Source organism: Nocardiopsis listeri NBRC 13360 (assembly GCF_001570765.1).
GTDB classification, from domain to species: Bacteria; Actinomycetota; Actinomycetes; order Streptosporangiales; family Streptosporangiaceae; genus Nocardiopsis; species Nocardiopsis listeri.
The window spans coordinates 1-23081 of the sequence record NZ_BCSH01000101.1 but is presented as its reverse complement, the minus strand read 5'-3'; the positions used below and the strand labels follow the sequence as shown (position 1 = coordinate 23081).

General features: G+C 70.0%; 20 protein-coding genes. 11 read left to right on the top strand and 9 right to left on the bottom strand.

The annotated features are described in order from the left end of the window. Positions 1 to 230: 230 nt before the first annotated feature. Positions 231 to 1388: a pectate lyase family protein gene (locus NLI01S_RS23835; protein ID WP_067608859.1), complete on the top strand. Its 1158-nt coding sequence runs from the start codon at positions 231 to 233 to the stop codon at positions 1386 to 1388. Between the two features lie 82 nt (positions 1389 to 1470). Here NLI01S_RS23835 and galK read toward each other — a convergent pair whose 3' ends face one another. The 4 genes from galK to NLI01S_RS23815 are packed head-to-tail and all read right to left on the bottom strand — an operon-like array spanning position 1471 to position 5406. Continuing rightward, positions 1471 to 2637, bottom strand: coding sequence for a galactokinase (gene galK, locus NLI01S_RS23830; protein WP_067608856.1), 1167 nt, complete (start codon positions 2635 to 2637; stop codon positions 1471 to 1473). Beyond that, positions 2634 to 3593 (bottom strand): UDP-glucose 4-epimerase GalE, encoded by a 960-nt coding sequence (gene galE / locus NLI01S_RS23825; RefSeq protein WP_067608851.1) that lies wholly within the window; start codon positions 3591 to 3593, stop codon positions 2634 to 2636. Before galE ends, galK begins: the two co-directional genes overlap by 4 nt. After that, positions 3590 to 4621, bottom strand: a complete 1032-nt coding sequence (galT, locus tag NLI01S_RS23820; protein ID WP_067608848.1) for a galactose-1-phosphate uridylyltransferase — start codon at positions 4619 to 4621, stop codon at positions 3590 to 3592. Before galT ends, galE begins: the two co-directional genes overlap by 4 nt. Next, positions 4618 to 5406, bottom strand: coding sequence for a DeoR/GlpR family DNA-binding transcription regulator (locus NLI01S_RS23815; protein ID WP_067608844.1), 789 nt, complete (start codon positions 5404 to 5406; stop codon positions 4618 to 4620). The genes galT and NLI01S_RS23815 overlap by 4 nt, the downstream gene beginning before the upstream one ends. Before the next feature lie 222 nt (positions 5407 to 5628). Between NLI01S_RS23815 and NLI01S_RS23810 the strand changes: the two genes are divergently transcribed. Both NLI01S_RS23810 and NLI01S_RS23805 read left to right on the top strand, forming a co-directional pair. Next, positions 5629 to 7779 carry an alpha-galactosidase gene (locus NLI01S_RS23810; protein WP_067608841.1) on the top strand — a complete coding sequence of 717 codons (2151 nt, stop codon included), beginning with the start codon at positions 5629 to 5631 and terminating at the stop codon, positions 7777 to 7779. Further along, positions 7779 to 10673, top strand: a complete 2895-nt coding sequence (locus NLI01S_RS23805; protein WP_067608839.1) for a glycoside hydrolase family 2 TIM barrel-domain containing protein — start codon at positions 7779 to 7781, stop codon at positions 10671 to 10673. Before NLI01S_RS23810 ends, NLI01S_RS23805 begins: the two co-directional genes overlap by 1 nt. Here the strand turns inward: NLI01S_RS23805 and NLI01S_RS23800 are convergent. Next, on the bottom strand, positions 10581 to 11555 hold the full coding sequence (locus NLI01S_RS23800) for an EamA family transporter (RefSeq protein ID WP_067608837.1): 975 nt from the start codon (positions 11553 to 11555) through the stop codon (positions 10581 to 10583). The two genes, NLI01S_RS23805 and NLI01S_RS23800, sit on opposite strands and share 93 nt — an antisense overlap. A 128-nt stretch (positions 11556 to 11683) precedes the next feature. Between NLI01S_RS23800 and NLI01S_RS23795 the strand changes: the two genes are divergently transcribed. After that, positions 11684 to 12211 (top strand): MarR family winged helix-turn-helix transcriptional regulator, encoded by a 528-nt coding sequence (locus NLI01S_RS23795; RefSeq protein ID WP_067608835.1) that lies wholly within the window; start codon positions 11684 to 11686, stop codon positions 12209 to 12211. Between the two features lie 46 nt (positions 12212 to 12257). On the opposite strand, the gene NLI01S_RS23790 is transcribed toward NLI01S_RS23795, so the two are convergent. The 3 genes from NLI01S_RS23790 to NLI01S_RS23780 form a co-directional block, all read right to left on the bottom strand. Further along, positions 12258 to 12452 (bottom strand): CsbD family protein, encoded by a 195-nt coding sequence (locus NLI01S_RS23790; protein WP_067608831.1) that lies wholly within the window; start codon positions 12450 to 12452, stop codon positions 12258 to 12260. Between the two features lie 111 nt (positions 12453 to 12563). Continuing rightward, a complete protein-coding gene (gene thiD / locus NLI01S_RS23785) occupies positions 12564 to 13358 on the bottom strand; it encodes a bifunctional hydroxymethylpyrimidine kinase/phosphomethylpyrimidine kinase (protein WP_067608828.1) in 795 nt (264 codons plus the stop codon). 180 nt (positions 13359 to 13538) lie between these two features. Next, positions 13539 to 14837 (bottom strand): flavin monoamine oxidase family protein, encoded by a 1299-nt coding sequence (locus NLI01S_RS23780; RefSeq protein WP_067608825.1) that lies wholly within the window; start codon positions 14835 to 14837, stop codon positions 13539 to 13541. Positions 14838 to 14943: 106 nt separating this feature from the next. Here NLI01S_RS23780 and NLI01S_RS23775 point away from each other — a divergent pair, with 106 nt between their 5' ends. The 3 genes from NLI01S_RS23775 to NLI01S_RS23765 all read left to right on the top strand — a co-directional run bounded on the left by NLI01S_RS23775 (position 14944) and on the right by NLI01S_RS23765 (position 17972). Next, on the top strand, positions 14944 to 15552 hold the full coding sequence (locus NLI01S_RS23775) for a TetR/AcrR family transcriptional regulator (protein WP_067608823.1): 609 nt from the start codon (positions 14944 to 14946) through the stop codon (positions 15550 to 15552). A 1-nt stretch (position 15553) separates the two neighbouring features. Then, positions 15554 to 16753, top strand: coding sequence for a DUF418 domain-containing protein (locus NLI01S_RS23770; protein WP_067608820.1), 1200 nt, complete (start codon positions 15554 to 15556; stop codon positions 16751 to 16753). Positions 16754 to 16820: 67 nt separating this feature from the next. Further along, a complete protein-coding gene (locus NLI01S_RS23765) occupies positions 16821 to 17972 on the top strand; it encodes a hypothetical protein (protein ID WP_067608862.1) in 1152 nt (383 codons plus the stop codon). 31 nt (positions 17973 to 18003) lie between these two features. Here the strand turns inward: NLI01S_RS23765 and NLI01S_RS23760 are convergent, their stop codons facing one another. Further along, positions 18004 to 18822, bottom strand: coding sequence for a TIGR03084 family metal-binding protein (locus NLI01S_RS23760; protein WP_067608817.1), 819 nt, complete (start codon positions 18820 to 18822; stop codon positions 18004 to 18006). A 111-nt stretch (positions 18823 to 18933) separates the two neighbouring features. Between NLI01S_RS23760 and NLI01S_RS23755 the strand changes: the two genes are divergently transcribed. From NLI01S_RS23755 to NLI01S_RS23740, 4 genes are all read left to right on the top strand, one after another. Beyond that, positions 18934 to 20097, top strand: a complete 1164-nt coding sequence (locus NLI01S_RS23755) for an acyl-CoA dehydrogenase family protein (RefSeq protein WP_067608815.1) — start codon at positions 18934 to 18936, stop codon at positions 20095 to 20097. A gap of 40 nt (positions 20098 to 20137) precedes the next feature. Then, positions 20138 to 20761, top strand: coding sequence for a TetR/AcrR family transcriptional regulator (locus NLI01S_RS23750; protein WP_067608812.1), 624 nt, complete (start codon positions 20138 to 20140; stop codon positions 20759 to 20761). A gap of 262 nt (positions 20762 to 21023) precedes the next feature. After that, positions 21024 to 21878 (top strand): S1 family peptidase, encoded by an 855-nt coding sequence (locus NLI01S_RS23745; protein WP_067608810.1) that lies wholly within the window; start codon positions 21024 to 21026, stop codon positions 21876 to 21878. 273 nt (positions 21879 to 22151) lie between these two features. After that, positions 22152 to 22886 (top strand): DUF6882 domain-containing protein, encoded by a 735-nt coding sequence (locus tag NLI01S_RS23740; protein ID WP_067608806.1) that lies wholly within the window; start codon positions 22152 to 22154, stop codon positions 22884 to 22886. The last annotated feature ends 195 nt before the right edge of the window (positions 22887 to 23081 follow it).

Sequence of the window (23081 nt, the reverse complement as noted above, 5' to 3'; positions counted from 1 at the left end):
AGGCGCCCACCAGCCACCCCTGGGAATCACTCATCCAGGGGGCGCCGCGGGGTTTTCGCGGGAACCTCCCTTGACAGAGCGTGGCCGTTCGTTGACGATGAGGCGACTGCAACCGTTTGCACCAATCTGGCGTCAGAGTCGGTGTGCAGCCGGAGCGCAGTCGGGTCACACAGCCGGTGCGGACGACCCCGCTGATATCCCCTGACCCCCACCGGCAGAGAGGCACCCCCATGTCCATCCAGCGCAGGAGACGACCCGCCACCCCCGTGGCGATGGCCGCCGTGGGCGGCGCGGCGCTGCTCGCCGGGGCCTGGTTCCTGGTCCCCGATCAGCAGACCGACGGAGAACTCACCTCGGGCTCGGACCCGCAGACCCTCGCCGACCCGCACAGCGACACCCCCGTGGGCTACGCCGCCATGAACGGCGGTACCACGGGTGGCTTCGGTGGCGACGACGTCGAGGAGTACGTCCTCAGCGAATACGCTTCCTGGAGCGAGGAGAGCACCCCGGGCGAGGCGCTGTACCAGCTGCTCAAGGACCACGACGACGGTGGTGACGGAGTGGTCGTCCACGTCGACGTCACGGTCACCGCCGACCAGGTCGACGAGCAGAAGATCGACGTCAAGGACGTCGCCAACGTGTCCATCCTCGGCGTCGGCGACTCGGGTGAGTTCGACGGGATCGGCTTCAAGGTCACCCGCTCGGAGAACGTCGTCTTCCGCAACCTGAACATCCACCACGTCTCCCAGGGCGAGGGCGACGCGTTGGAGGTCACCGAGCAGAGCTCCAACGTGTGGATCGACCACAACGACTTCAGTAGTGAGAAGGAGGGCGTCGACAAGGACCACTACGACGGCCTGGTCGACATCAAGCGCGGGTCCGAGTACGTCACCGTCTCCTGGAACCGGTTCAGCGACCACTGGAAGACGTCGCTGGTCGGCCACAACGACTCGGCCGACGCCGGTCCGGACCTCATCACCTACCACCACAACCACTTCAGCAACCTCAACACCCGTGTACCGCTGATCCGGCACGCGGACGTGCACATGCTGAACAACGTGTTCGAGGACATCGACGGCTCGGCGATCAACGCCCGCATGGGCGCGCAGGTGCTGGTCGAGGGCAACCACTTCGACAACGTCGGCTCCGGTGACACCGACAGCCACGACGGCCAGATCGAGGGTCCGGTCGGCTGGTGGTACGGCAGTTCCGAGACCGGTTACTGGAACCTGGTGGACAACGAGTTCACCAACGGCACCCCGCACGAGCACCTGGAGTCGACCACCGATTTCACCGTGCCGTACGACTACACCGCCCAGAGCCCCGCGGACGCCAAGGCGGACGTCGAGGAGTTCGCCGGTAGCGGGGTCGTCGACACCTCGTCCTGACCCGACCCGGATCGCCGGTGGCGCCGGACCTTTTCGGATCCGGTCCGGCGCCATCCCGCAAGCGTTTGCAGGAATCCAGTGATCAGCGCAGGCGATGCGCCCCCTTGGACGGGAGTGCGGTGAACACCTCCGGGGCACCGAAACCGCGTTCGGAGAAGGCCGAGCGGACCGCTTCGGTACAGGAGTCCACCCGGCCGTCGTCCACGAGCGCGATCACGCAGCCGCCGAACCCGCCGCCGGTGATCCGCGCGCCCAAGGCAGCGGCGGACAGCGTCGCGTCCACCGCCGTGTCGACCTCGGGGACGCTCACCTCGAAGTCGTCGCGCAGGGAGACGTGCGAGGCGGTCAGGAGCGGACCCACTTCGCGCGGTCGTCCTTCGCGCAGCAGCTCCACCGTCTCGAGGACCCGGTCGTTCTCCGTCACCACGTGCCGGACCCGATCGCGGGTGACCTCGTCGGGTAGTTCCGCCAGGGCCTTGGGCAGCGCATCGACGGTGACGTCGCGCAGCGCCCGCACCCCGAGGATCCGGGCGGCGTTCTCACAGGTCCGTCGGCGTTCGGCGTAGGCGCCCTCCACCAACCGTCGTGGCGCCTTGGTGTCCACCACAAGCAGCGTCACGCCGTGCGCGGCGAGGTCGAACGGCTCCTGTTCGGTGACCAGGGAACGGCAGTCCAGGAACAACGCCCGACCCTCGTCGGACAGCATCACCGCGGACTGGTCCATGATTCCGCAGGGCATGTCGACGAAGTCGTTCTCGGCGCGCTGAGCCAGGCGCGCGACCTCGGCCGGGGCGGGTTCGTCGCCGTACAGTCCGGTGGCGGCCAGGATCGTCGCGCAGCACAGCGCGGCCGAGGTCGACAGTCCGCTGCCGGCCGGGATGGTGCTGTCCACCAGCAGGTCGAGCCCGCCGATCCGGTGCCCTTCGTCGAGCAGGGCCCACAACGAGCCCGCCTGGTAGGCGGCACCGTCCGGGACCGTGCCCGGAGCCAGACCCGACAGGTCGAATTCGTGGGCGCCGGGGAACCGCGACGATCGTACGCCCACTCGCCCGTCCGTGCGGCGGGCCGCCGCGATGGTCAGGCTGTGCGGCAGGGCCATGGGCAGGGCGAAACCGTCGTTGTAGTCGGTGTGTTCACCGATGAGGTTGATCCGCCCGGGGGCGACCCACATCCCCTCGGGCTCACGACCGAACGCCTCTCCGAAGCGGGTCGCCAGACCCTGCTCGTCCACGTACGAAGGCCCGCTCACGCCTCCACCCGCTTTCGGGTGAACTCCCAGGCGTCGGCCACGATCTCGTCCAGACCGCGCGTGGGCGACCAGCCGAGTTCGGCGCGGGCCCGGTCGTTGGCCGCCACGAGTACGGCGGGGTCGCCCGCGCGTCGGGGGCCGTCGACCACGGGGACGGGGTGGCCGGTGATCCGCCGGACCGCGTCCAGCACCTCGCGGACGCTGTATCCGCCACCGCTGCCCAGGTTGTGGATCCGGTGCGTGCCCGGTTCGAGGTGTTGCAGAGCACGCGCGTGGGCCTCGGCGAGGTCGCGAACGTGCAGGTAGTCGCGGATGGCGGTGCCGTCGGGGGTGGGGTAGTCGGTGCCGTGCACCGAGGCGTGCGCCACCTCGCCGGTGGCCACCTTCAACAGGTTGGGGATGAGGTGGGTCTCCGGGTCGTGCCGCTCGCCGAGCCCGCCGTGCGCACCGGCGACGTTGAAGTAGCGCAGGCTGACGGCGCCCAGACCGTGGGCGCGCGCCCATCCGGTGAGCATGTGGTCCACGGCGAGCTTGCCCGCGCCGTAGGGGTTGGTGGGCGAGGCCGGGTCGGTCTCGCGCAGCGGTGCGTCCGAGGGCGGGTCGCCGTAGGTGGCGGCGGTGGAGGAGAACACCAGCCGGTTCACGCCGTGTTCGCGCATGGCCTCCAACAGGGCGAGGGTCCCGCCGACGTTGGTGTGCCAGTACGGTCCGGGGTCCTGCACGGACTCGCCCACCAGGGACTTTCCGGCGAAGTGCAGCACGGCGTCGAAGGAGGGGTCGAGGACGCGGGCCGCGTCGTGGACGTCCCCCTCGACGAAGGAGGCTCGGGCGGGGACGGCGTCTCGGTGGCCGGCGGAGAGCGTGTCGAGCACGGTGACCTCGTGCCCGACCTCCGACAGGAGTGCTGTGACGACGCTGCCGACGTAACCGGCGCCGCCGGTGACGAGGAGTTTCACGGGGTGGCCTCTCGGATGCGCTGGGCGGTGGTCTCTGGCGCGATGTCGTTGATGAACACGCCCATGCCGGACTCGGTGCCGGCGAGGTACTTGAGCTTGTTCTCGGCGCGGCGGACGGAGAAGATCTCCAGCCGCAGTCGGGACAGGTCCCGGGCCTCGGAGTCGCGGACGGGCGCCTGGTGCCAGGCGGAGATGTAGGGCAGTGGCTTGTCGAAGAGCCGATCGAGTCCGCCGAGCAGGTCGGTGTACAGCTCCGCGAAGGCGTCGCGTTCGGCGTCGTCGAGAGAGGGCAGGTCGGGGACGTCGCGATGTGGGTAGACGTGCACCTCCACCGGCCACCGGGCGGCCTCGGGCACGAACGCGGTCCAGTGCTCGTTCTCCAGCACCACGCGCGGCCCCTTGCGTTCGGCGGACAGGACGTCCTCGAACAGGTCGCCGCCGGTCTCCTCCCGATGGGCGCGGGCCGAGGCCACCACGTCGGCGGTGCGGGGGGTGACGAACGGCAGCGCGTAGATCTGACCGTGCGGGTGGTGCAGGGTCACCCCGATCTCCTCGCCCCGATTCTCGAAGCAGTACACCTGCTCGACGCCGGGCCGTTCGGCGAGCGCGGCGCTGCGGTCGGCCCAGGCGTCGACGATGGTGCGCACACGGGCGCTGCCCAGCCGTGCCATCGAGGTGTCGTGGTCGGAGGAGAAGCAGAGCACCTCGCAGCGTCCCTCGTCACCGCTGAGCGAGGGGAAGCGGTTCTCGAACGCGACCACGTCGTAGTCGGCGGCGGGTACCTCGGTGTGCCGGTCGGCGGTGGAGGGACACAGCGGGCACTGGTCGCTGGGCGGCAGGTGGGTGCGGCCTTGGCGGTGCGCGGCCACCACGACCTGCTCGCGCGTCAGCGGATCCCGGCGCAGTTCGGACCCGGGGGCCCGTTCGGGCAGGTCGCGTGGGTCGTGGAGCTCGCGGTGCGCGTCTTCGGTTTCGTCGAAGTAGATGATCTCCCGGCCGTCGGCCAGGTGCGCGGTGGTCTTTCTCATCCGGTCTCCCGGGGGACGTCGGTGACCACGAGGCTGCCCACGTGGTCCTGGAGGATGTGGCGGGCGTCCGTGGCGAGCCCGTCGTCGGTGACGAGCACGTCGCAGCGGTTCAAGGGGGTGATGGTGCTGATTCCGACGGTGTTCCACTTGCTGGAGTCGGCGGCGACCACCAGGGTCTCGGCGGACTCCACCAGGGCGCGGTCGGTCTCGGACTCCATCAGGTTGGGCGTGGTGAATCCGGCCCGTTCGTGCATGCCGTGTACGCCCATGACCAGGGTGTCCAGGTTGATGCCGTGTACGGAGGCGAGGGCGAGCGGGCCGACGAGGGCGTCGGAGGGGGTGCGGAACCCGCCGGTCAGCGCGACGGTCTGGTCGGAGCGCTCAGACCGGTGGAAGACCTCGGCGGCGGGCAGCGAGTTGGTGATGACGGTGAGGCCGGGGGTGTCGCGCAGGTACTCGGCGACCAGCGCCGTGGTGGTCCCGGCGGACAGGCCGACGGCGCTGTTCGGTTCGACGAGGTCGGCCACGGCCCGTGCGATGGCGTGCTTCTCCGCCGCCTGCCGGGTCGACTTGGCCTGGAATCCGGGTTCCTCGGTGCGGGGCCCCTCGGGGCCGACCGCGCCGCCGTGCACCTTGCGTAGGGCGCCGCGTCCCTCCAGGGCGTCGAGATCGCGTCGGATGGTCATGTCGGACACGGCGAGAGACGCGACGAGGTCGGTGACACGGACGCTCCCGTCCTGTCGGAGCCGATCGAGGATCAGCTCCTGTCGTTGCGCGGCCAGCATCCTGCCCCCGGGTGATCGAAAATGTTTGTTTATGTTGAATCATAGTCTCACTGGCTGGTCGGTCACTGTCAATGGGGGCCGACTCTCAAGGTCTGTGTGGGAAACCGTTGATAAGCGTTGACATTTCGCGGGCGCAGTGTCGACGATGTGGGGGTTCGTGTCGGCACTCACCCACTCGATGGATCCTCGCGTGGCCGGACCGATTCTGGGAGCGACCAAGGAATGACCGACCAGCGCACCATCACCCTGCGGGCGGCCGGAGCCGCCCTGGTCCTGCGCGTGCCGGAGAACGGTCTCCCGCACGTCCTGCACTGGGGCGCGGACCTGCCCGACTTCGAGGGGATGGCCCTGGCCGCCGAACCCCCCGCCGCCAACAACGGCGTCGACGCGCCCACCTACGTCTCCCTGGTGCCGACCCAGGGCGAGGGATGGCGCGGACACCCCGGGCTGGCCGGGCACCACGAGGGTCGGATCACCTATCCGGCCTGGTCGCGGGTGGAGGTCGACGTGGACCCGTTGGAGGACGCCGAACCCGGCTCGGGTGGACGCGTCACCGTCTCCGCCGAGGGCGGTGGTCTTCGACTCCGCACCGACCTGCGCATGGAACCCGAGGGGCTGGTCCGGGTCCGGCACACCGTCACCAATCTCGACCCGACCCCCTGGACCCTGGACGCACTCAACGTCACCCTCCCGTTGCCCCGCGAGGCCGAGGAGGTCCTGGACCCGACCGGCCGTTGGGTGCGCGAACGTGTCCCGCAGCGCTCGCCGTTGGGCATGGGCACCCGGACGCGGGCATCGCGCCGAGGCCGCACCGGCCACGACTCCCCGCTCGTTCTCACCGTCGGGACCCCGGGCTTCGGGTTCCGCGAGGGAGAGGTCTGGGGCGTGCACACCGCCTGGAGCGGCGACCACGTCCACCTGGCCGAACGTCTCCCCGAGGGAGCGGGTCAGGCCGACGCGGTCATCGTCGGCGGCGAACTCCTCCACCCCGGCGAGGTGCGTCTGGGCCAGGACGAGTCCCACACCACCCCGTGGGTGTTCCTGAGCTGGTCCGACCAAGGTCTGGACGGGTTGTCCGGCCGGTTCCACCGGTGGCTGCGCGCCCGCCCCGAACACCCCGTCTCGCCGCGCCCGGTGGTGCTCAACACCTGGGAGGCGGTCTACTTCGACCACGACCTGGACCGGCTGAGGGAACTCGTCGACACCGCCGCGCGCATCGGTGTGGAACGGTTCGTCCTGGACGACGGCTGGTTCCGTGGCCGCCGCGACGACACCGCCGGCCTCGGCGACTGGACGGTCGACGACCAGGTGTGGCCGGACGGTCTGCACCCGCTGTTCGACCACGTGCGCTCCCATGGGATGCAGGTGGGGCTGTGGGTCGAACCCGAGATGGTCAACCCCGACTCCGACCTCGGACGCGCCCACCCGGAGTGGTTCCTCGCGCCGGAGGGCCGCCCCGCCCTGCCCAGCCGCAACCAGCAGGTGCTGGACCTGGGACGCCCCGAGGCCTTGGAGCACGTGTTCGAGCACCTGGACGCACTGGTCACCGAGTACCGTCCCGACCACCTCAAGTGGGACCACAACCGCGACCTCCTGGAGGCCGTGCACGCGCCCACCGGCTCGGCCGGGGTACACCGCCAGACCCTGGCCGTGTACGAACTCCTCGATCGGCTTCGGGACCGCCACCCGGGGCTGGAGATCGAGTCGTGCTCCTCCGGTGGTGGCCGCGTCGACCTGGGCATCCTCGCCCGTACCGACCGGGTGTGGGCATCCGACAACAACGATCCCCTGGAACGGCTCGCGATCCAGCGGTGGACCGAACTGCTCCTACCGCCCGAACTCATCGGCTGCCACGTGGGCGCCCCGGAGTCGCACACCACCGGCCGGGTCGCGCCGCTGCCCACGCGGCTGCTGGCCGGTCTGTTCTCCCACGCCGGGATCGAGTGGGACGTCACCACCTGCGACGAGGGCGAACTCGCCGCGCTGGCCTCCTGGATCCGGCTCTACAAGGAGACGCGTCCGCTGCTGCACTCGGGCGACGTGGTGCACGCCGACACCCCCGACCCCGCCGAACGGCTCGACGGCGTCGTGGCGACCGACGGCGGCGAGGCGCTGTTCCGGTACGCGAGACCGGAGGCGTCCGTGCGCGCCCTGCCCGGCCGGGTCCGCCTCCCGGGGCTGCGACAGGATCGCCGCTACCTGGTGCACTGGCGGCAGGACACGGGATGGCCGTCCACCATGCAGCAGGTGATGCCGGAGTGGTTCGGCGACGAACCCCGCGCGTTCTCCGGGGCGGTCCTGGCCCGCGCCGGACTCCAGATGCCCAACATCAATCCCGGTCAGCTGATCCTGCTCCACCTGAAGGAGACGTGATGTCCGAGTACCCCGCACTGGAGGGGTTCGCCCCCTCGGCCGGGGCCCGTGCCCCGCGCGCCCGTCTGCGTTCCGACGCGCCCACCCTGGACCTGAACGGCACCTGGCGGTTCCGCCTGCTGCCCGAGGCCCCGCAGGACACCGGGGGTTTCGAGGGGCCCGACTTCGACGACACGGCCTGGGACGCCCTACCCGTCCCCGCCCATTGGCAACTGCACGGTCATGGTGCTCCCGCCTACACCAACGTGAACCATCCTTTCCCGCTGGACCCACCGTTCGTGCCCGACGAGAACCCCACGGGGGAGTACCGTCGCGCGTTCGACCTCCCCGAGAGGTGGCCGCGGACCGGCGGCGCGGTGCTGCGCTTCGACGGTGTGGACTCCTTCCTCAGACTGTGGGTCAACGGCACCGAGGTGGGGTTCGCGACCGGCAGCCGGTTGGTGAGCGAGTTCGACGTCGGCCCTCTCCTGCGGGCCGGGCGCAACGTCCTGGCGGTTCGGGTGCACCAGTGGTCCGCCGCGAGCTACCTGGAGGACCAGGACATGTGGTGGCTGTCCGGGATCTTCCGCGACGTCACCCTGCTGTCCCGGCCCGTCGACGGGATCGAGGACGTCACGGTCGTGGCCGACCACGACCACACCACCGGTGCGGGGACCCTGCGCGTGGACGTCACGGGCTTCCCCGGGGCCCGTGTCCATCTGCCCGAACTCGGACTCACCGACCTCGAACCCGGGATCACGCACCGGGTGGGGGAGATCGAACCATGGTCGGCCGAGACACCGAGGCTCTACGAGGCCGAGGTGGTGACCCCCGGTGAACGGGTTCGGCTGCGGATCGGCTTCCGCACCGTCGCGATCGAGGACGGGGAGTTGAAGGTCAACGGACGGCCCCTGCTGCTGCGCGGGGTCAACCGGCACGAGTGGCACCCCGACCACGGTCGCGCGGTGACGCGGGAGACCATGCGCGAGGACGTGCTGCTGATGAAGCGGCACAACGTCAACGCGGTGCGGACCAGCCACTACCCGCCGCACCCGGACTTCCTCGACCTGTGCGACGAACTGGGCCTTTGGGTGGTGGACGAGTGCGACCTGGAGACCCACGGGTTCGAGGTGGTCGATTGGCGCGCCAACCCCTCCGACGACCCGCGTTGGCGTGACGCCTACCTGGACCGGATCCGGCGGACGGTGGCGCGTGACCGCAACCATCCCTCGATCATCCTGTGGTCGTTGGGCAACGAGTCCGGCCGGGGCGAGAACCTGCGCGCCATGGCCGACTGGGTGCACGAACACGAGCCCTCCCGTCCCGTGCACTACGAGGGCGACCAGGACAGCTCCTACGTGGACGTGTACTCGCGGATGTACCCCGAGCACGCCGAGGTCGAGGGCATCGGCCGTGGGGAGGAACCGGTGACCGAGGATCCGGAGGCGGACGATCACCGGCGTTCCCTTCCGTTCGTCCTGTGCGAGTACGCCCACGCCATGGGCGCCGGCCCGGGTGGGCTGGAGGAGTACCAACGGCTCTTCGAGCGCTACCCGCGCCTGGTCGGCGGGTTCGCCTGGGAATGGATCGACCACGGGATCCGGCGACGGGAACCCGACGGCACCGAGTGGTTCGCCTACGGGGGCGACTTCGGGGAGGTGCTGCACGACGGCAACTTCGTAGCCGACGGGTTGCTGTTGCCGGACCGTACCCCGAGCCCCGGGCTGACCGCGCTGGCCCGCACCTTCGCCCCGGTGCGCCTCACGGTGGATCCCCGGAGCGCGAGGGTGGCGGTGGAGAACCTGTTGACCTTCGCCGATACCGCCCACCTGGCCTTCGACTGGGAGGTGGCCGAGGAAGGCGAGGTGTTCGGTGGTGGGAGCCTCCCGGTTCCGGTGCTCGCCCCCGGCGAGCGGATCGAGGTGCCGCTGCCGGAAGTGCCCCGTGGTGAGGGCGCGGAGACCTGGCTGACCGTCACCGCGCACCTGGCCGACGACCTTCCATGGGCCGGGGCGGGGCATGAGGTGGCCTGGGGGCAGGCGCCCCTGGTCGACGGGGGACCCGTGCCCGAACGGGCGCCGGCGCGTCCGCTGCTCGACGACGGGGGACCGCGACTCGGCCCCGGGCTGTTCGACGCCCGGACCGGCCGGTTGCTCACGGTGGGAGGTCTCGACGTGGGGAAGCCGCGGGTGGGGGTCTGGCGTGTCCCCACCGACAACGACGAGGGTCTGCACGGCACGGGGATCGCCGCGTTCTGGCGGGGGCTCGGGCTGGACCGGCTCACCGAACGTCGGGTGGCGGTGGACGTGGCCGACGACGCCCTGGAAGTACGCACCCGCCTCGCCCCGGCCGCCCGTGACCTGGGCCTGGACGCCACCTACCGGTGGACCGCCGACGCCGCCACGCTCTGGCTGGACCTGACCGTGACGGCGACGGGGGAGTGGATCTGTCCGCTGCCGCGCCTGGGAATCGACCTCACCCTGCCGGGCGCCTTGGGCGCGATCGAGTGGTTCGGGTACGGGCCGGGGGAGGCGTACCGGGACATGGCCCAAGGCGTGCGGATCGGCCGGTTCACCGACACGGTCGACGGGTTGCAGACCCCCTATCTGCGCCCACAGGAGAACGGTCGGCGGGTCGGCACGCGATGGCTGGAGCTGTGGGACGAGGCCGGCTCCGGACTGCGGATCCAGGGCGCCTCCGAGTTCGAGTTCACCGCGCGCCGGTGGAGCGACCACGAGTTGGACACGGCCCGACACCCGCACGAGCTGGAGGTCGGGGACCGGGTCCACCTGCGGGTGGACACCGACCACCACGGCGTGGGTTCAGCCTCCTGTGGTCCGGGTGTGCTGCCCGCCCACGAACTCGTCGCCGGGACCCACCGGCTCCGGGTCGGCTTCACCCGGCTCCGCGGCTGAGACGGGACGGCGCGGTGGCCGGTGCGCGGTGAGCTGGACCAGCAGCACCGCCCCGACCGCCGCCAAAGCGCCCAGTCCCTGTACCACGGTGAGGGTCTCGTTCAGCACGAGGAAGCCCAGGATCGTGGCGGTGAGCGGACTGGCGAAGGACATGAAGGACACCGCGAGGGCGGGGAGTCGTTCGATGCCGCGGAACCACACCACGTAGGAGAGCAGCGCGCCGAACAATCCGAGGTAGACGTAACCGCCCAGGTTGGCCATGGTGATCGAGGACGGCAGCCCTTCCACCAGCAGGGTCGGGGGCAGCAGCACGAGTCCACCGGCGGTGAGCTGCCAGCCGGTGGTCGCGAGCACGCTCACCCCCTCGGGACGGCCCCAACGTTTGGTGAGCACGATTCCCGAACCCATGCACACCGCCCCGAGCAGACCGGCCACCACGCCGATCGGGTTCAAGGCGGCCTCGGGGCCCACCACGAGCAGGGCCACGCCCAAGGCGCCCAGCAGGCAGGCCAGGGCGTGGGCCGGTCGGATGGCCTCGCGGAGCACCAGCGCACCGAGCAACAGCACGATCACCGGCTGGACCGCCATCACCAGGGCCGCGACACCTCCGGGGAGCAGGTAGGCGGCGATGTAGAGCAGGTAGAGGAAGGCCCCGATGTTGAGGGTGCCCAGGACCAGCGCGCGCCACCACCACACGCCCTTGGGCAGGGTTCGGGTGAGGAGCAGGAGGAGGAGACCGGCGGGCAGGGCGCGGGTGAGCGCGGCCAGGAACGGCCGGTCGGGCGGCAGGAATTCCGTGGTCACCAGGTAGGTGCTGCCCCAGACCATGGGGGCGAGCGCGGTGATCAGGGTATCGGCGGCGGTCCGCCCACGGCCGCTCACCGTGTTCCTCGGGCGGTCTCGTCGACGGAGGGGGCCATGGGAAAACCTTTCGATGTCGAAATATTCTATATCGAAAGGTTAGGTCGGTTCCGGCGGACCCGTCAAGCGAGCACCGTTAGGCTCGCGTTATGAACGACGCCGTCGACCTCTACCTCGCCCAGTGGAATCGGGAGCGCCCCGACCTCGACGTCTCACCGATGGCGATCATCGGTCGGATGAACCGCCTACAGCAGATCCTGGGCCGAGGGGTCGGCGACCACCTGGCCGAGCACGGCCTGGAACGCTGGGAGTTCGACGTGCTCGCCACGTTGCGGCGGTCGGGCGCACCGGAGCACAGACTCAGCGCCAAGGAGCTGGTGCGGATGACCATGGTGGGTTCGTCCGCCATGACCAACCGCGTGGACCGCCTGGTCAAACGCGGCCTGGTCCACCGGGAGGTCGACCCCGCCAACCGACGCCGTGTCCTCGTCGGCCTCACCAGTGAGGGCTTCGCCATGGTCGACAGGGTGGTGGAGGACCACGTGGCCAACGAGAGCCGCCTGTTGGACGGGCTCGACCCGGGCGAACGGGAACGGCTCGTCCACCTGCTGCGCAAGCTGCTGCTCTCCCTCGGCGACAGCGCCCCCGAAGGGGGACAGGAGCGGGCCCGGACATGACGAAGGGGAGGCCCCTGAGGGACCTCCCCGGCTGTTCGTGGTCGGACTAACCGCTCTTGGGTTTGTCGTCCGGGCTCAGGGCGTCCTTGACCTTCTCGCCCGCCTGCTTGAGCTTGGACTTGCTCTGCTCGGTCTTGCCCTCGGCCTTCCACTGATCGTTGTCGGTGGCCTTGCCGAGGTTCTCCTTGGCCTTGCCCTTGAACTCGTCGAACTTGTTCTCGGCCTTGTCACCCTCTGACACGGTGGCCTCCTTCGATCGGTTCCACTCCTAGCCCTGACCGATCGGAGCGGCTCGCAATCATGTCGTGGGCCACGGATGTGCCCATAGTGACGGAGGACACCCCGTACGCGGTCAGGGGACGACGGGCACGACCGAGTCGAAGGGGGCGTGGGTGGACAGCCGCCGCTCGATGCCGCCGCGGACCATCGTCTTGGCGGTACGGACGGCGTCGCCGACGGCCGACCCCTTGGCCAACTCGGCGGTGATGGCGGCCGCGAAGGTGCAGCCGGCGCCGCTCACGCGCTCCTCGCCGATCTTCGATCCGCTCAGCACGGTGACCTCCTCGCCGTCGAAGTAGACGTCGACGGCGTCGGGGCCGGGCAGTTCGGTACCGCCCTTGACGACCACGTGCTCGGGGCCGAGCTCGTGGATGCGGCGGGCCGCCTCGATCAGGTCGTCGACGGTCTCCAGGCTCTCCATGCCGGCCAGGGTGCGGGCCTCGAAGTGGTTCGGGGTGATGACCGTGGCCAGCGGCAGGATCTGCGCGGTCAGGGCCTTGTCGGTGTCCAGGGCCGCGCCCGGCTCCTGCCCCTTGCAGATGAGGACGGGGTCCAGGACCACGTGTCGCCAGGTCTGACGCTGGAGCGCCTCGGCCACGGCGTCGATGGTGTCGGGGGTGCCGAGCATGCCGATCTTCACCACGTCCAGGTCGTGGCAGCTCGTCGCGGCCTCGATCTGGTCGGTGATGACACCCGGGTCGACCGGCACGAAGCGGTGGTTCCAGTCGTTCTTCGGATCGAAGGAGACGATGCAGGTGATCGTCCCGACGCCGTAGACGCCCAGTTCCTGGAAGGCCTTGAGGTCGGCCTGAATGCCGGCTCCGCCGGTGGCCTCCGACCCTGCGATCACGTACGCGCGGTTGGTCATCGTGAGCCAACCTCCCTCTGCTCGTTGTGCGGTTGCGCGGTGTCGGGGCCCTGACGGGTCACGAACCCACTGAATATTGCACCACAGCTGGTCATTTCCGGCATATCGGACGTCCGCCATGGTGGCACTACTCTCGAAAGTCTAGTTTCGTTCGGGCGTCGTTCACCTCCCGGGCGTGGCTCACCTCTCGGCGAGAAGCCGGTCGGTGGTGTCGTACCCGCTCGCGTAGGCGCCCTCCACGGTGTTCTCCCCGGTGGTCGGCTCGCCCGCGAAGTACAGGACACCCTCCAGCGGCGAGGCCAGCGTGGCCGGGGCGTCGTGCGCGCCGGGCGGGACGTACAGGTACGCGCCCCGACTGAACTCGTCGGACGCCCAGTCGTGCGTGGTGCGAGCGACGGGTTCGGGTACCTCATCGCCCAACGATGCGGACAGGGCCGCCAGCCCCGCGGCGAACCGTTCCCCGACCCCAAGGTCCAGCAGGTGGCGGGCGTTCTCCCCGGCCGCCCAGGCGACCACGACCTCCGGGTCCCTCCGGGACGGGCACCAGAACACGAACCCCGAGTCCTCGTCCCAGCCGAGCACGTCCTCCTCCTCGGGGAAGACCTCACGGTCGAACTCGTACACGAGTTTGAGGGCGTCGGTGCGATCCAGCGACTCCACCGCACCGCGGTGCGCGCCCGGCAGCGCGGGGTCGAAGACCACGTCCCCCTCCTTGAGCACCCCGACCGGCAGCGCGACCACGCAACGGTCGGCCCGCACCTCCAACACGCCCCGAGGACTCTCCGCCACCACGTCCACGCCCCGGCCGGACCAGCGGATCCGACGCACCGCGTGTCCGAGCCGTACGTCCAGGTCGTAGGCGAGGGGCGGCAGGATCCGGTCGTAGCCGCCCACCACCCGGAAGTTCTCCCGGGGCGAGGACCACCAGTCGAACAGCCCGGACTCGCTCATCCACAGCGCGCTCCACCGGTGCAGCGGCTCGTTGTCGAGGGACACCGGTGGCCACCGGTCCGGTGGTACCTCCATGCGGTCGAGGTAGGCGGCGGCGTCCTCGACGGCGGTCGGTGGTCCGGAGACGTCCAGGGGTCGGTGGCTTCCGGCCCCGTGGCGCACGCGGACGGTCTCGGCCCGGGCCTCCTCCACCAGCTCCCAGGTGTAGGCCTCACGTCCGTGGATCAGACCCGCGCCCAGTTCCACCGGGACGGAGGTGAAGTCGTGGTCGGTGTGCAGTTGCCCGCCGATTCGGCCCCTGGCCTCCAGGACCACCACGGAAAGGCCGTGGTCGACGAGATTGCGCGCCGCCGACAGGCCGGTCACCCCGGCGCCCACCACGACCGCGTCCCACCGTTCCCGGCGTCGGGCGACGTCACCGGCCGGTAGGAACGCGCCGCCCAGCAGCACGCCCGCGCCCAACAGCGCGGATCTGCGGCTCGGTGGGTCCCAGATGTGACCGCCCGCCCGTGGGACGTGCGCCGCCATGTCGCCTCCCGGGTCTCGTCGAGCCCGCACCCCGACGGGTACGGCGCCTCCGCATTATCCAGGGGACGGCCTTGCGGTAATAAAAATATGCCCGTAATATTTTTATATGGCACGTAGCGCTGATCACGACGAGAGAAGGCGGCAGGTCGCCGAGGCCCTGCTTCGCACCGTCGCCCGCAAGGGCCTGGCCAAGACCACGCTGGCCGACGTCGCCGACGAACTCGGCGCCTCGGTCGGCCTGGTCCAGCGCTACTTCCGAAGCAAGAGCGCCCTGCTCCGGTTCGGGATCGAGCACATGTACCGGCGGAGTGAGGAGCGGTTCCGAGAGGTGGAACCGTCCCCGCCGATGCGTGACTTCCTCTTGCGCCTGGCGCTGACGCTCCTGCCCCTGGACGAGGAGCGGCGCCTGGAACTCGGCGTCTGGCTGGAGTTCCTGCCCAACACCAACACCGATCCCGAGATGGCCGACCTGCACGCCTACGCCACGGGCGAGGTCGTGGCGGGCTTCGAACGGGTGTTGGCCGTCGCAGAGGAGAGGGGCGAACTGATCGATGGGGCCGAACCCCGTTGGGAGGCCCGAGCCCTCTACGCGCTGGTGGACGGCCTCACCATCCACCAGTTGACCAGCCCGGACGTATACGACGACGCCGAGGCCGAGGTCCTGCTCCGGCGGCACATCGACCGACTCTTCGCCGTCGACGAGAAGGAGTCCTGACATGACCAGGGTCACGGGAGCCGTGGAAACCGGATCCGTGGGGCGCACGAGCGGGCGACTACCCCTGCTCGACGTCCTGCGAGGAGTGGCCATCCTGGGCACACTGGCCACCAACGTGTGGTTGTTCACCGCGCCGGGCGGTGAGTCCGTCATGCTCTACGACACCGGTGCGGTGAGCCCGATGTCCGCCTTCTTGGAGAACCCGTCGGTGGCCACCCTCGCGGAGGGGCTCTTCAGGACGGCGGCCAACGGCAAGTTCCTGGCCCTGCTCACCCTGCTGTTCGGGGTGGGACTGGCCATACAGTTCCGTTCGGCGGCCAAGCGGGGCGCACGATGGCCGGGCGCCTACAAGTGGCGGGCGCTCTTCCTCTTCGTCGAGGGCTCGGTGCACTTCACCCTGGTCTTCGCCGCGGACGTGCTCATGGGATACGCGCTGGTCTCCCTGCTGGTGGCGTGGTCGCTCACCAGGTCGGAGAGGTTTCGGAACACGGTGATGTGGCTGTCCCTGACCCTGCATCTGGCCTTCATCGGGTTGTTGACCGCCGCCTTGGTCGTGCTCCCCGAACCGGAGGAGGGCGTGCCGCGAGAGGCTGTGGACCTCTACGCGCACGGCTCCTACCTCGACCAGATCGCCTTCCGCCTGGACAACGCCATGGCCCTGAGGGCGGAACCGATCATCACCTTCGCGTTGATGACGTTCATGTTCTTGCTGGGTGTTCGCCTGTTCCGGGCCGGTGCCTTTGGTCCGGACCCGACGGGACGGCGGATTCGGGCCCGGCTGACGGGCTGGGGAATGGGCCTGGGACTGCCACTCACCCTGATCGTCTCCCTGGCCGGACCGGACTGGTTCCTGCTGGATCGCTACGTGGTCGCCCCGTTGGTGGCCTTGGGCCTGATCGGCCTGATCGGCCGGTCGCTGGACCGTGTCACGGGCGACGGGCCGGTGGTGACGTCACTGGGCGCGCTCGGCCGGATGGCGATGACCGGGTACGTGGCGCAGAACGTCGTCCTGATGGTCCTGTGCTACGGATTCGGACTGGGCTTGGCCGAGCGGATGGCCGGCACCGGGCCGTGGTGGGTGCTCGCTCTGTGGTCAGGGACGTCCGTGCTGCTGTTGGTCGCCTCGACCCTCTGGCTGCGCCGATTCGAACAAGGCCCGTTGGAGGCCCTGCAAAGGCGAGCGCTGTCCCGTGCCCGCTGAACGAGAAGGCCCGAAGGAAGGAAGAAACCGCGTGAACCACGACCGTGGGTCGGGCATCCGACCCGGTATGCCTGACAGCAATCCCCAAGCGGCCTTCCTGAACCTACTGGCCTCCACCTACGCCCGCTACGGAGTCGAGATCCAGGCGCTCCCGCCCACAGGGATGCGTCTACCGCTGCCACCGAACGACCAGGGCCGCGATTCCCTCGACATCGACTACGCCGACACCGCGGCCCAGGTGCTCCAGCAGCCGGAGGACCAACATCCGGAGTTCGCCGAGCAGATCGTGTTCGGCATGATGCGGCAGCTGCGTTCGCGCGGCATCGCCTTCGGAACCCACTACCCGCCCCTGTCCACGGACCTGGCCCGACAGGCCATGCTGGCCGCGCTGCGTTCACACGGTCTGAACGCCCACTTCGACCTCCCCGACTCCCTCCTGCTGACGCTGCCGGACGGGGGCACGCTCCGCAAGGACGTGGGCGGTCTCCTGCCCCTGCTCGAAGGGTTGGACGAGGAACACGCCCTGGAGAAGGCGGTCGAGTTCGCCGCGGCACTGGCGAACCAGGTCTCGCAGGTGCGGACCCCTGCCGGCCCCGACAGGTTGCGCACCCGGCTCTACGCGGAGTCGTCCTTCCCCGAGGGCGTCCTGGCGAAGATGGTGGCCCGCCCGATGGCCACCGGGGTGGCGGAGGTCGTGGTCCTGGACCTTCCCGACACCATCCGGCCGTTGAACCCGGGCGACCTCGAAGGGCTCGGTCTGGGTCTGGAGCAGGCCTTCGACCGGGCTGTCGAAGGCTCCCTGAGCGAACCGGTCGAGGTCTCCCGTATGGACGCCGGAGGCACCCCCATCGTGCACATCGGTAGTGAGGACGGCTTCTACGTCGCCTCCCACCTGCACGTCCTGGCCCGCCACCTGGGAGAGGCCCGCTACGGGGCGCTCGTGGTGTTCCCGTCCCCGCCGGTGCTGATGGCGCACGTCCTGGGTGAGAGCGGCAACCCGATCGGCGCGATGAGCACCCTGCAGGAACTGGCGGCGCGCTTCGCCGCCGACGCCGGCAAGCCCATCAGCGACAAGCTGTACTGGTGGCGGCCGGAATCGGCCGCGGGTGGGCGCCCCCGTCTGGCCGAGGTGCGAATCGAACTCGACGAACAGACCCAGAGGGCCGGCGTGTACTCCGAGGACGAGGACTTCCTCCCCCTCCTGCGGTCCTTGAACTGACCCCGGACCCGGGTCGAATCCGACGGTCCGGTCAACTCGACGGAGGGGTGTCGGCCGGTTTGGTGAACTGTCCCGGCCGGCGCCCCTCGCCGGGCCCGCCCGCGTAGGTCTGCCCCACGCGCAGCCACTCCTCGGCCGCCGCGCCTCGTGCCTTCAGATCGGTGTCGGCGACGTGTCGACGTCGGGTCAACACCAGACAGAATTCCAGCGCGTCGCCGGTGACCACGTCCTCGGCCTCGTCGGGGCCCAGCCGCCACGGCCCGCCGTCGGGCGCGGTCAACTCCACCCGCACCGGGACGTCCGGGGCGTTGAGACCCCGGGCGAGATAGCTGTAGGAGCGCACCCGCAGCGCCAGGTGGGCGATGTGCCGGAGCCGGTCGGTGGGCTCGCGCTCCACCCCGAGGGCGTCCACGATGTCCTGACCGTGCGCCCACGTCTCCATCAGCCGCGCGGTGGCCTTGGACGCCACGCTCATCGCCGGCCCGAACCAGGGCACCCGGGTGCCGGCCGGCGCCTCGCTCAGGGCCTCCCGCAACCCCGACGAACACCGTCGCCACTCCACCAGCAGGTCGGCCGGGGTGAGCGCGGTGAGCGGTGCCGCCGCCGCGTCCACGAACCCCTCCGGGTCCGCCATGGCGTCGGTCAGGAGCCGATCGAAACCCGCCTGGTCTGTCAGAGCGGTGAGCGCGGCACCGTCGAAGAACGCCAAGTGCGCCACCTGGTCGGTGATGGTCCAACCGGGGGCGGGGGTGGGCCTGGCCCATTCGGCGGAGTCGACCCCGGTCAGGAGGGTGGCCAACTCCTCCTGTTCGGCGCGCAGGTCTTCGATGAGGGCTTGCGTGTCGACCACGGGAACTCCTCCAGGGGGCGGTCGGCCAACGGAGTTGACCAACATGTCATGTTCTGCGCACCATAACAAAATGTGAAATGGATCTCTCTGGGGAGAGGGTGTGGAGCGAAGATGACCAAGACCGAGGCCCACGGGAACGACCGGTGGAACACGCCCGAGCGTGCCGCGCTGCGCGAGACGGTCCGCGCCTTCGCGGACAAGGAGATCTTGCCCCACGTGGAACGGTGGGAGGAGGAGGGAGAACTCCCCCGTGACCTGCACCGGGCCGCAGCCCGGATCGGGCTGCTGGGACTGGGCACGCCCGGGTCGGTGGGCGGTGAGGGCGAGATGATCGACCAACTCGTGGTGTCGGAGGAGGCCGTCCTGGCCGGGGTGCCCACCGGGGTGCTGGCCTCCCTCTTCACCCACGGCATCGCGCTGCCCGCCCTGATCGCCGACGGCCGTGAACACCTGGTGCGCGACTACGTCCGTCCCACCCTGGCGGGAGAACTCGTGTGCGCCCTGGCCATCACCGAACCGGACGCCGGATCCGACGTCGCGCACCTGCGCACCCGGGCGGTCCGCGACGGAGACGAGTGGGTGCTCGACGGGACCAAGACCTTCATCACCTCCGGCTACCGCGCCGACTTCGTGACCGTGGCGGCCCGTACCTCGGACACCGGGCACGAGGGCATCTCCCTGTTCGTCGTGGACCGCGACACCCCCGGCTTCACCGCCACCCGCCGGCTCGACAAGATGGGCTGGCGCTCCTCCGACACCGCCGAACTCTCGCTGGTCGACGTGAGGGTGCCCGCCGATCACCTGGTGGGCCACGTGGACCGGGGTTTCTACCAGATCATGGACCAGTTCGCGAGTGAACGGATCGCGATGTCCGTGCAGGCCTGCGCGGTGGCGCGACGGTGCGTGGACCTGTCCGTCGCGTGGGTGCGCGAACGCGAGGCCTTCGGCGGTCCGCTCGCCAAGCGCCAGGTCCTGCGGCACCGCCTGGTGGAGATGCACCGCCGCACCGAGGTCGCCACCTCCTACGTGCGACGGATCGCCGAACGGCTCCAGGACGGGGAACCCCTCATCGCCGAGGTCGCGATGGCCAAGAACACCGCCACCGAAGCGATGGACCACGTGGTCGACAACGCCGTCCAACTGCACGGCGGCATGGGGTTCATGCGCGGGACCGAGGTGGAACGCCACTACCGCGACGCGAGGGTCTTCAGCATCGGTGGCGGAACCTACGAGATCATGAACGAGGTCATCGCGAAGTTCCTCCCCTTGAGGTGACCGGAGCGACCCGGGGGAGTGGAGGGGACAGAGGCGACCAGTGCGAACCAACGCCCGGACCGGACGACCGCCCACCGAACGCGGCCGCCGTAAACGGGGCGCCCTCGTGCGGGCCGCCCGGGAGGTCTTCGAGGAACGGGGGTTCGAGGACACCCGGATCGCGCGGATCACCGGCCGCGCCGGGGTCGCCTACGGGAGCTTCTACACCTACTTCGACTCCAAGGAGGCCGTCTTCCACGAGGTGGCCAAGGGGGTGGCGGGGGAGATGTTCGACGCCGCGCGCTCGGCGGCGCCCGTCGGCACCGAACCGATCGACCGAATCCGCCACTCCACCGAACGGTTCCTGGCGGCCTATCGGGACAACGCGCGGATCATGCAGGTCATCGAACAGATCTCGCCGCGACACCCGGAGTTTCGCACCCTCTTCCTGGAGATCCGCGGCCTGTTCGTCGAACGGATCGTCACGGGCACGCGACGGCTCCAGGAGGAAGGGCTGGCCTCAACCGACATCGACGTGCCCGCCACCGCGAGCATGCTCGGCGGCATGGTGGAGCACACCGCCCGCATGCTGTTCCTCTACGGCGAGGAACACGACCCCGACGTGGTGGTGGAGACCGCCACCCGACTGTGGGCACGGGGAATCGGCCTCGCCTACCCGGCGTAGACCGGTCGACGACCCGCGGCCGGCGCCACGGGCTCGCGGGTGGGCGCCCTGGCGGACGGACCCCACCTCCCGCGTCCCGCACACCACCATCCGGCGGGTGCGAAACCGCCCGGGTGTAGGACTTCCGTAGCCCCGGCGGTACTCGCGGATCGACCATCGTAGGTGTGCGTTCTCGTGCTCGCGGGTGATGTTCCGGCCGATTCCGTTCCGTAGTTTTGCTGTCACACCGAACGAAGTGACAGCGACACGGAAGGGTCGAGAAATGAGCCACAGCCCAGAGAAGCGGGTCGGAGCACGCGTCGGTATGGTCGGCGCGGGAGCCCTGATCGCGGCGGTCGCCCTGAGCGCGCCGGCCAACGCCGTCATCGGTGGGACCGACGCCACCGAGGAGTACACCTTCATGGCCGCGCTCTACAACGACCAGGGTGAACACTACTGCGGCGGTGCGCTGGTGGACGCGGAATGGGTGGTGACGGCGGCTCACTGCGTCGAACAGGAGAACATCGCCGTGCGGATCGGTAGCACCGACCGTGGCACCGGCGGCAGTGAGCGCGAGGTGAGCGAGAGCGTCCTGCACCCCGAGCACGAGGTCGAAGACGTGAGCGACGACCCCGACTACCCCCTCTCGCAGTACCTGCTGCACAACGACCTGGCCCTGCTTCGGTTGGACGCGCCGGTCGAGGAGACCCCCATCGACATCGCCGCCGAGTCGGCCACCCCCGGCACCTCGGTGCGCGCGCTGGGCTGGGGCATGGTGGACGAGTTCGGCGAGGAGGACAAGCCCACCATCCTCCAGCAGCTGGACACCGAGATCACCGAACCCGAGCGGTGCTCGGACATGAACGAGGACGGTGACGTGTGTTCGGAGCACCCCACCGAGGAGGCCCAGATGTGCTTCTCCGACTCCGGGGGACCCGCTGTGCGCGGCGAGGAGGGCGACTGGGAACTCGTGGGCCTGGTCAGCCGGGACGGTGACTTCGACGTCGACCCGTCCTGCGTGGGCCCGATGGTGCTGACCGACCCGGCCGCACACAGTGACTGGATCACCGAGACCATCTCGGACGGTGCCCCCGCCCCCGAGGCTCGCCGGGTCGGAGAACCGGTGACCACCTCCTGATCGGGTAGGGCTCACCACCAGCCGAGGACCGCCTGGACGAGCACCCGGCCGCCCCCGCCGACGCTCCCGAGATCGTGGAGCCCCTGGCCGGAGTACCCGGCCGACGTCGAGTAGGACCCGTCGCACGTGGGTTCCCCATCCGCCCTGGGGAGCCCACTCGGGGCCGGGCCTTGAGGGGAACACGGTCCGGCCCTTCGCCGACGATTCTCGGAGGGTTCGTCGCCGCGCGCCCCGGCCCCGGAGGGTGTCGGAATCGAGCAATAGCATCGCGGCATGAGCAAGAAGCACACCCTCCCGGACATACTCGACGACGCGGCCCTGTTCTCCCTGGAACACCAGCTCCACCTGGAGGAGTTCCTCGGCGACCACCACTGGAACGTCGACTTCCAGGTGCCCCGGTTCGAGTTCACCGGTGACCGCCCCCTGGTCTGCGAACGCTTCCACCTACTGGGCAGCGCCGCCCTCGGCCCACGATCCTGGATGTGGGGCTGGGCCAACCCCTCCGGCTTCTCCCCGGACCTGACCGCTCTCGGTGCGGCCGTTAGGGACTTCGGTCGGGACAACGACATCCCCGCCCTGGCCGAGGCCGAGGTCCCCTTCGCCACGCTGCCGGGCGCGCCGGAGGAGGCGCATCTGGCGCTGCACCCGTTGACCGAGGCGGCCAAGCTCCTCACCGGCCGTTGGTTCGCCTACAACGGTGACGCTGGCGGCGGCACCCGGGTCTCCTTCATCATCGAACACCGGGACCTGAAGCTCCCGCGGCCCACCCCCACTCGGGTCATGCGCATCCTCCAGGAGGGGGTGGCGGGTCTGCGGCTGTCCGACCCCAAACGCGCCGTGTACACCTACGCCCGACTGCGCGGGTTGTCACCGCGGTTCACCGACGTGGACCGTCGGACGCTGTCCCTGACCGGCCCCGACATCGGTGTGGAGGTGGGTTTCGACGAGCTCGACCGGGTGAACCGGATCGAGGGGACCGTGACCTCCGCCGGGGGCCGGGGCTGGTAGACGGTGTTTTTCCAGGGCCTTCGCAGAGGGGTTCTTCATCGTCGTCCACGCCCGCCGCTCGTACCTCGCCCACGGTTTGGGCCCTCTTCCAGAACCCTCTCCGGATCCGAACGGATACCCCCGTGGCCCGCCGAACAGGCTGGATGAGTGATTCCAAGGGGTGGGGGTGGTTGGTGGGGGTGGGGGTTGGTGAGG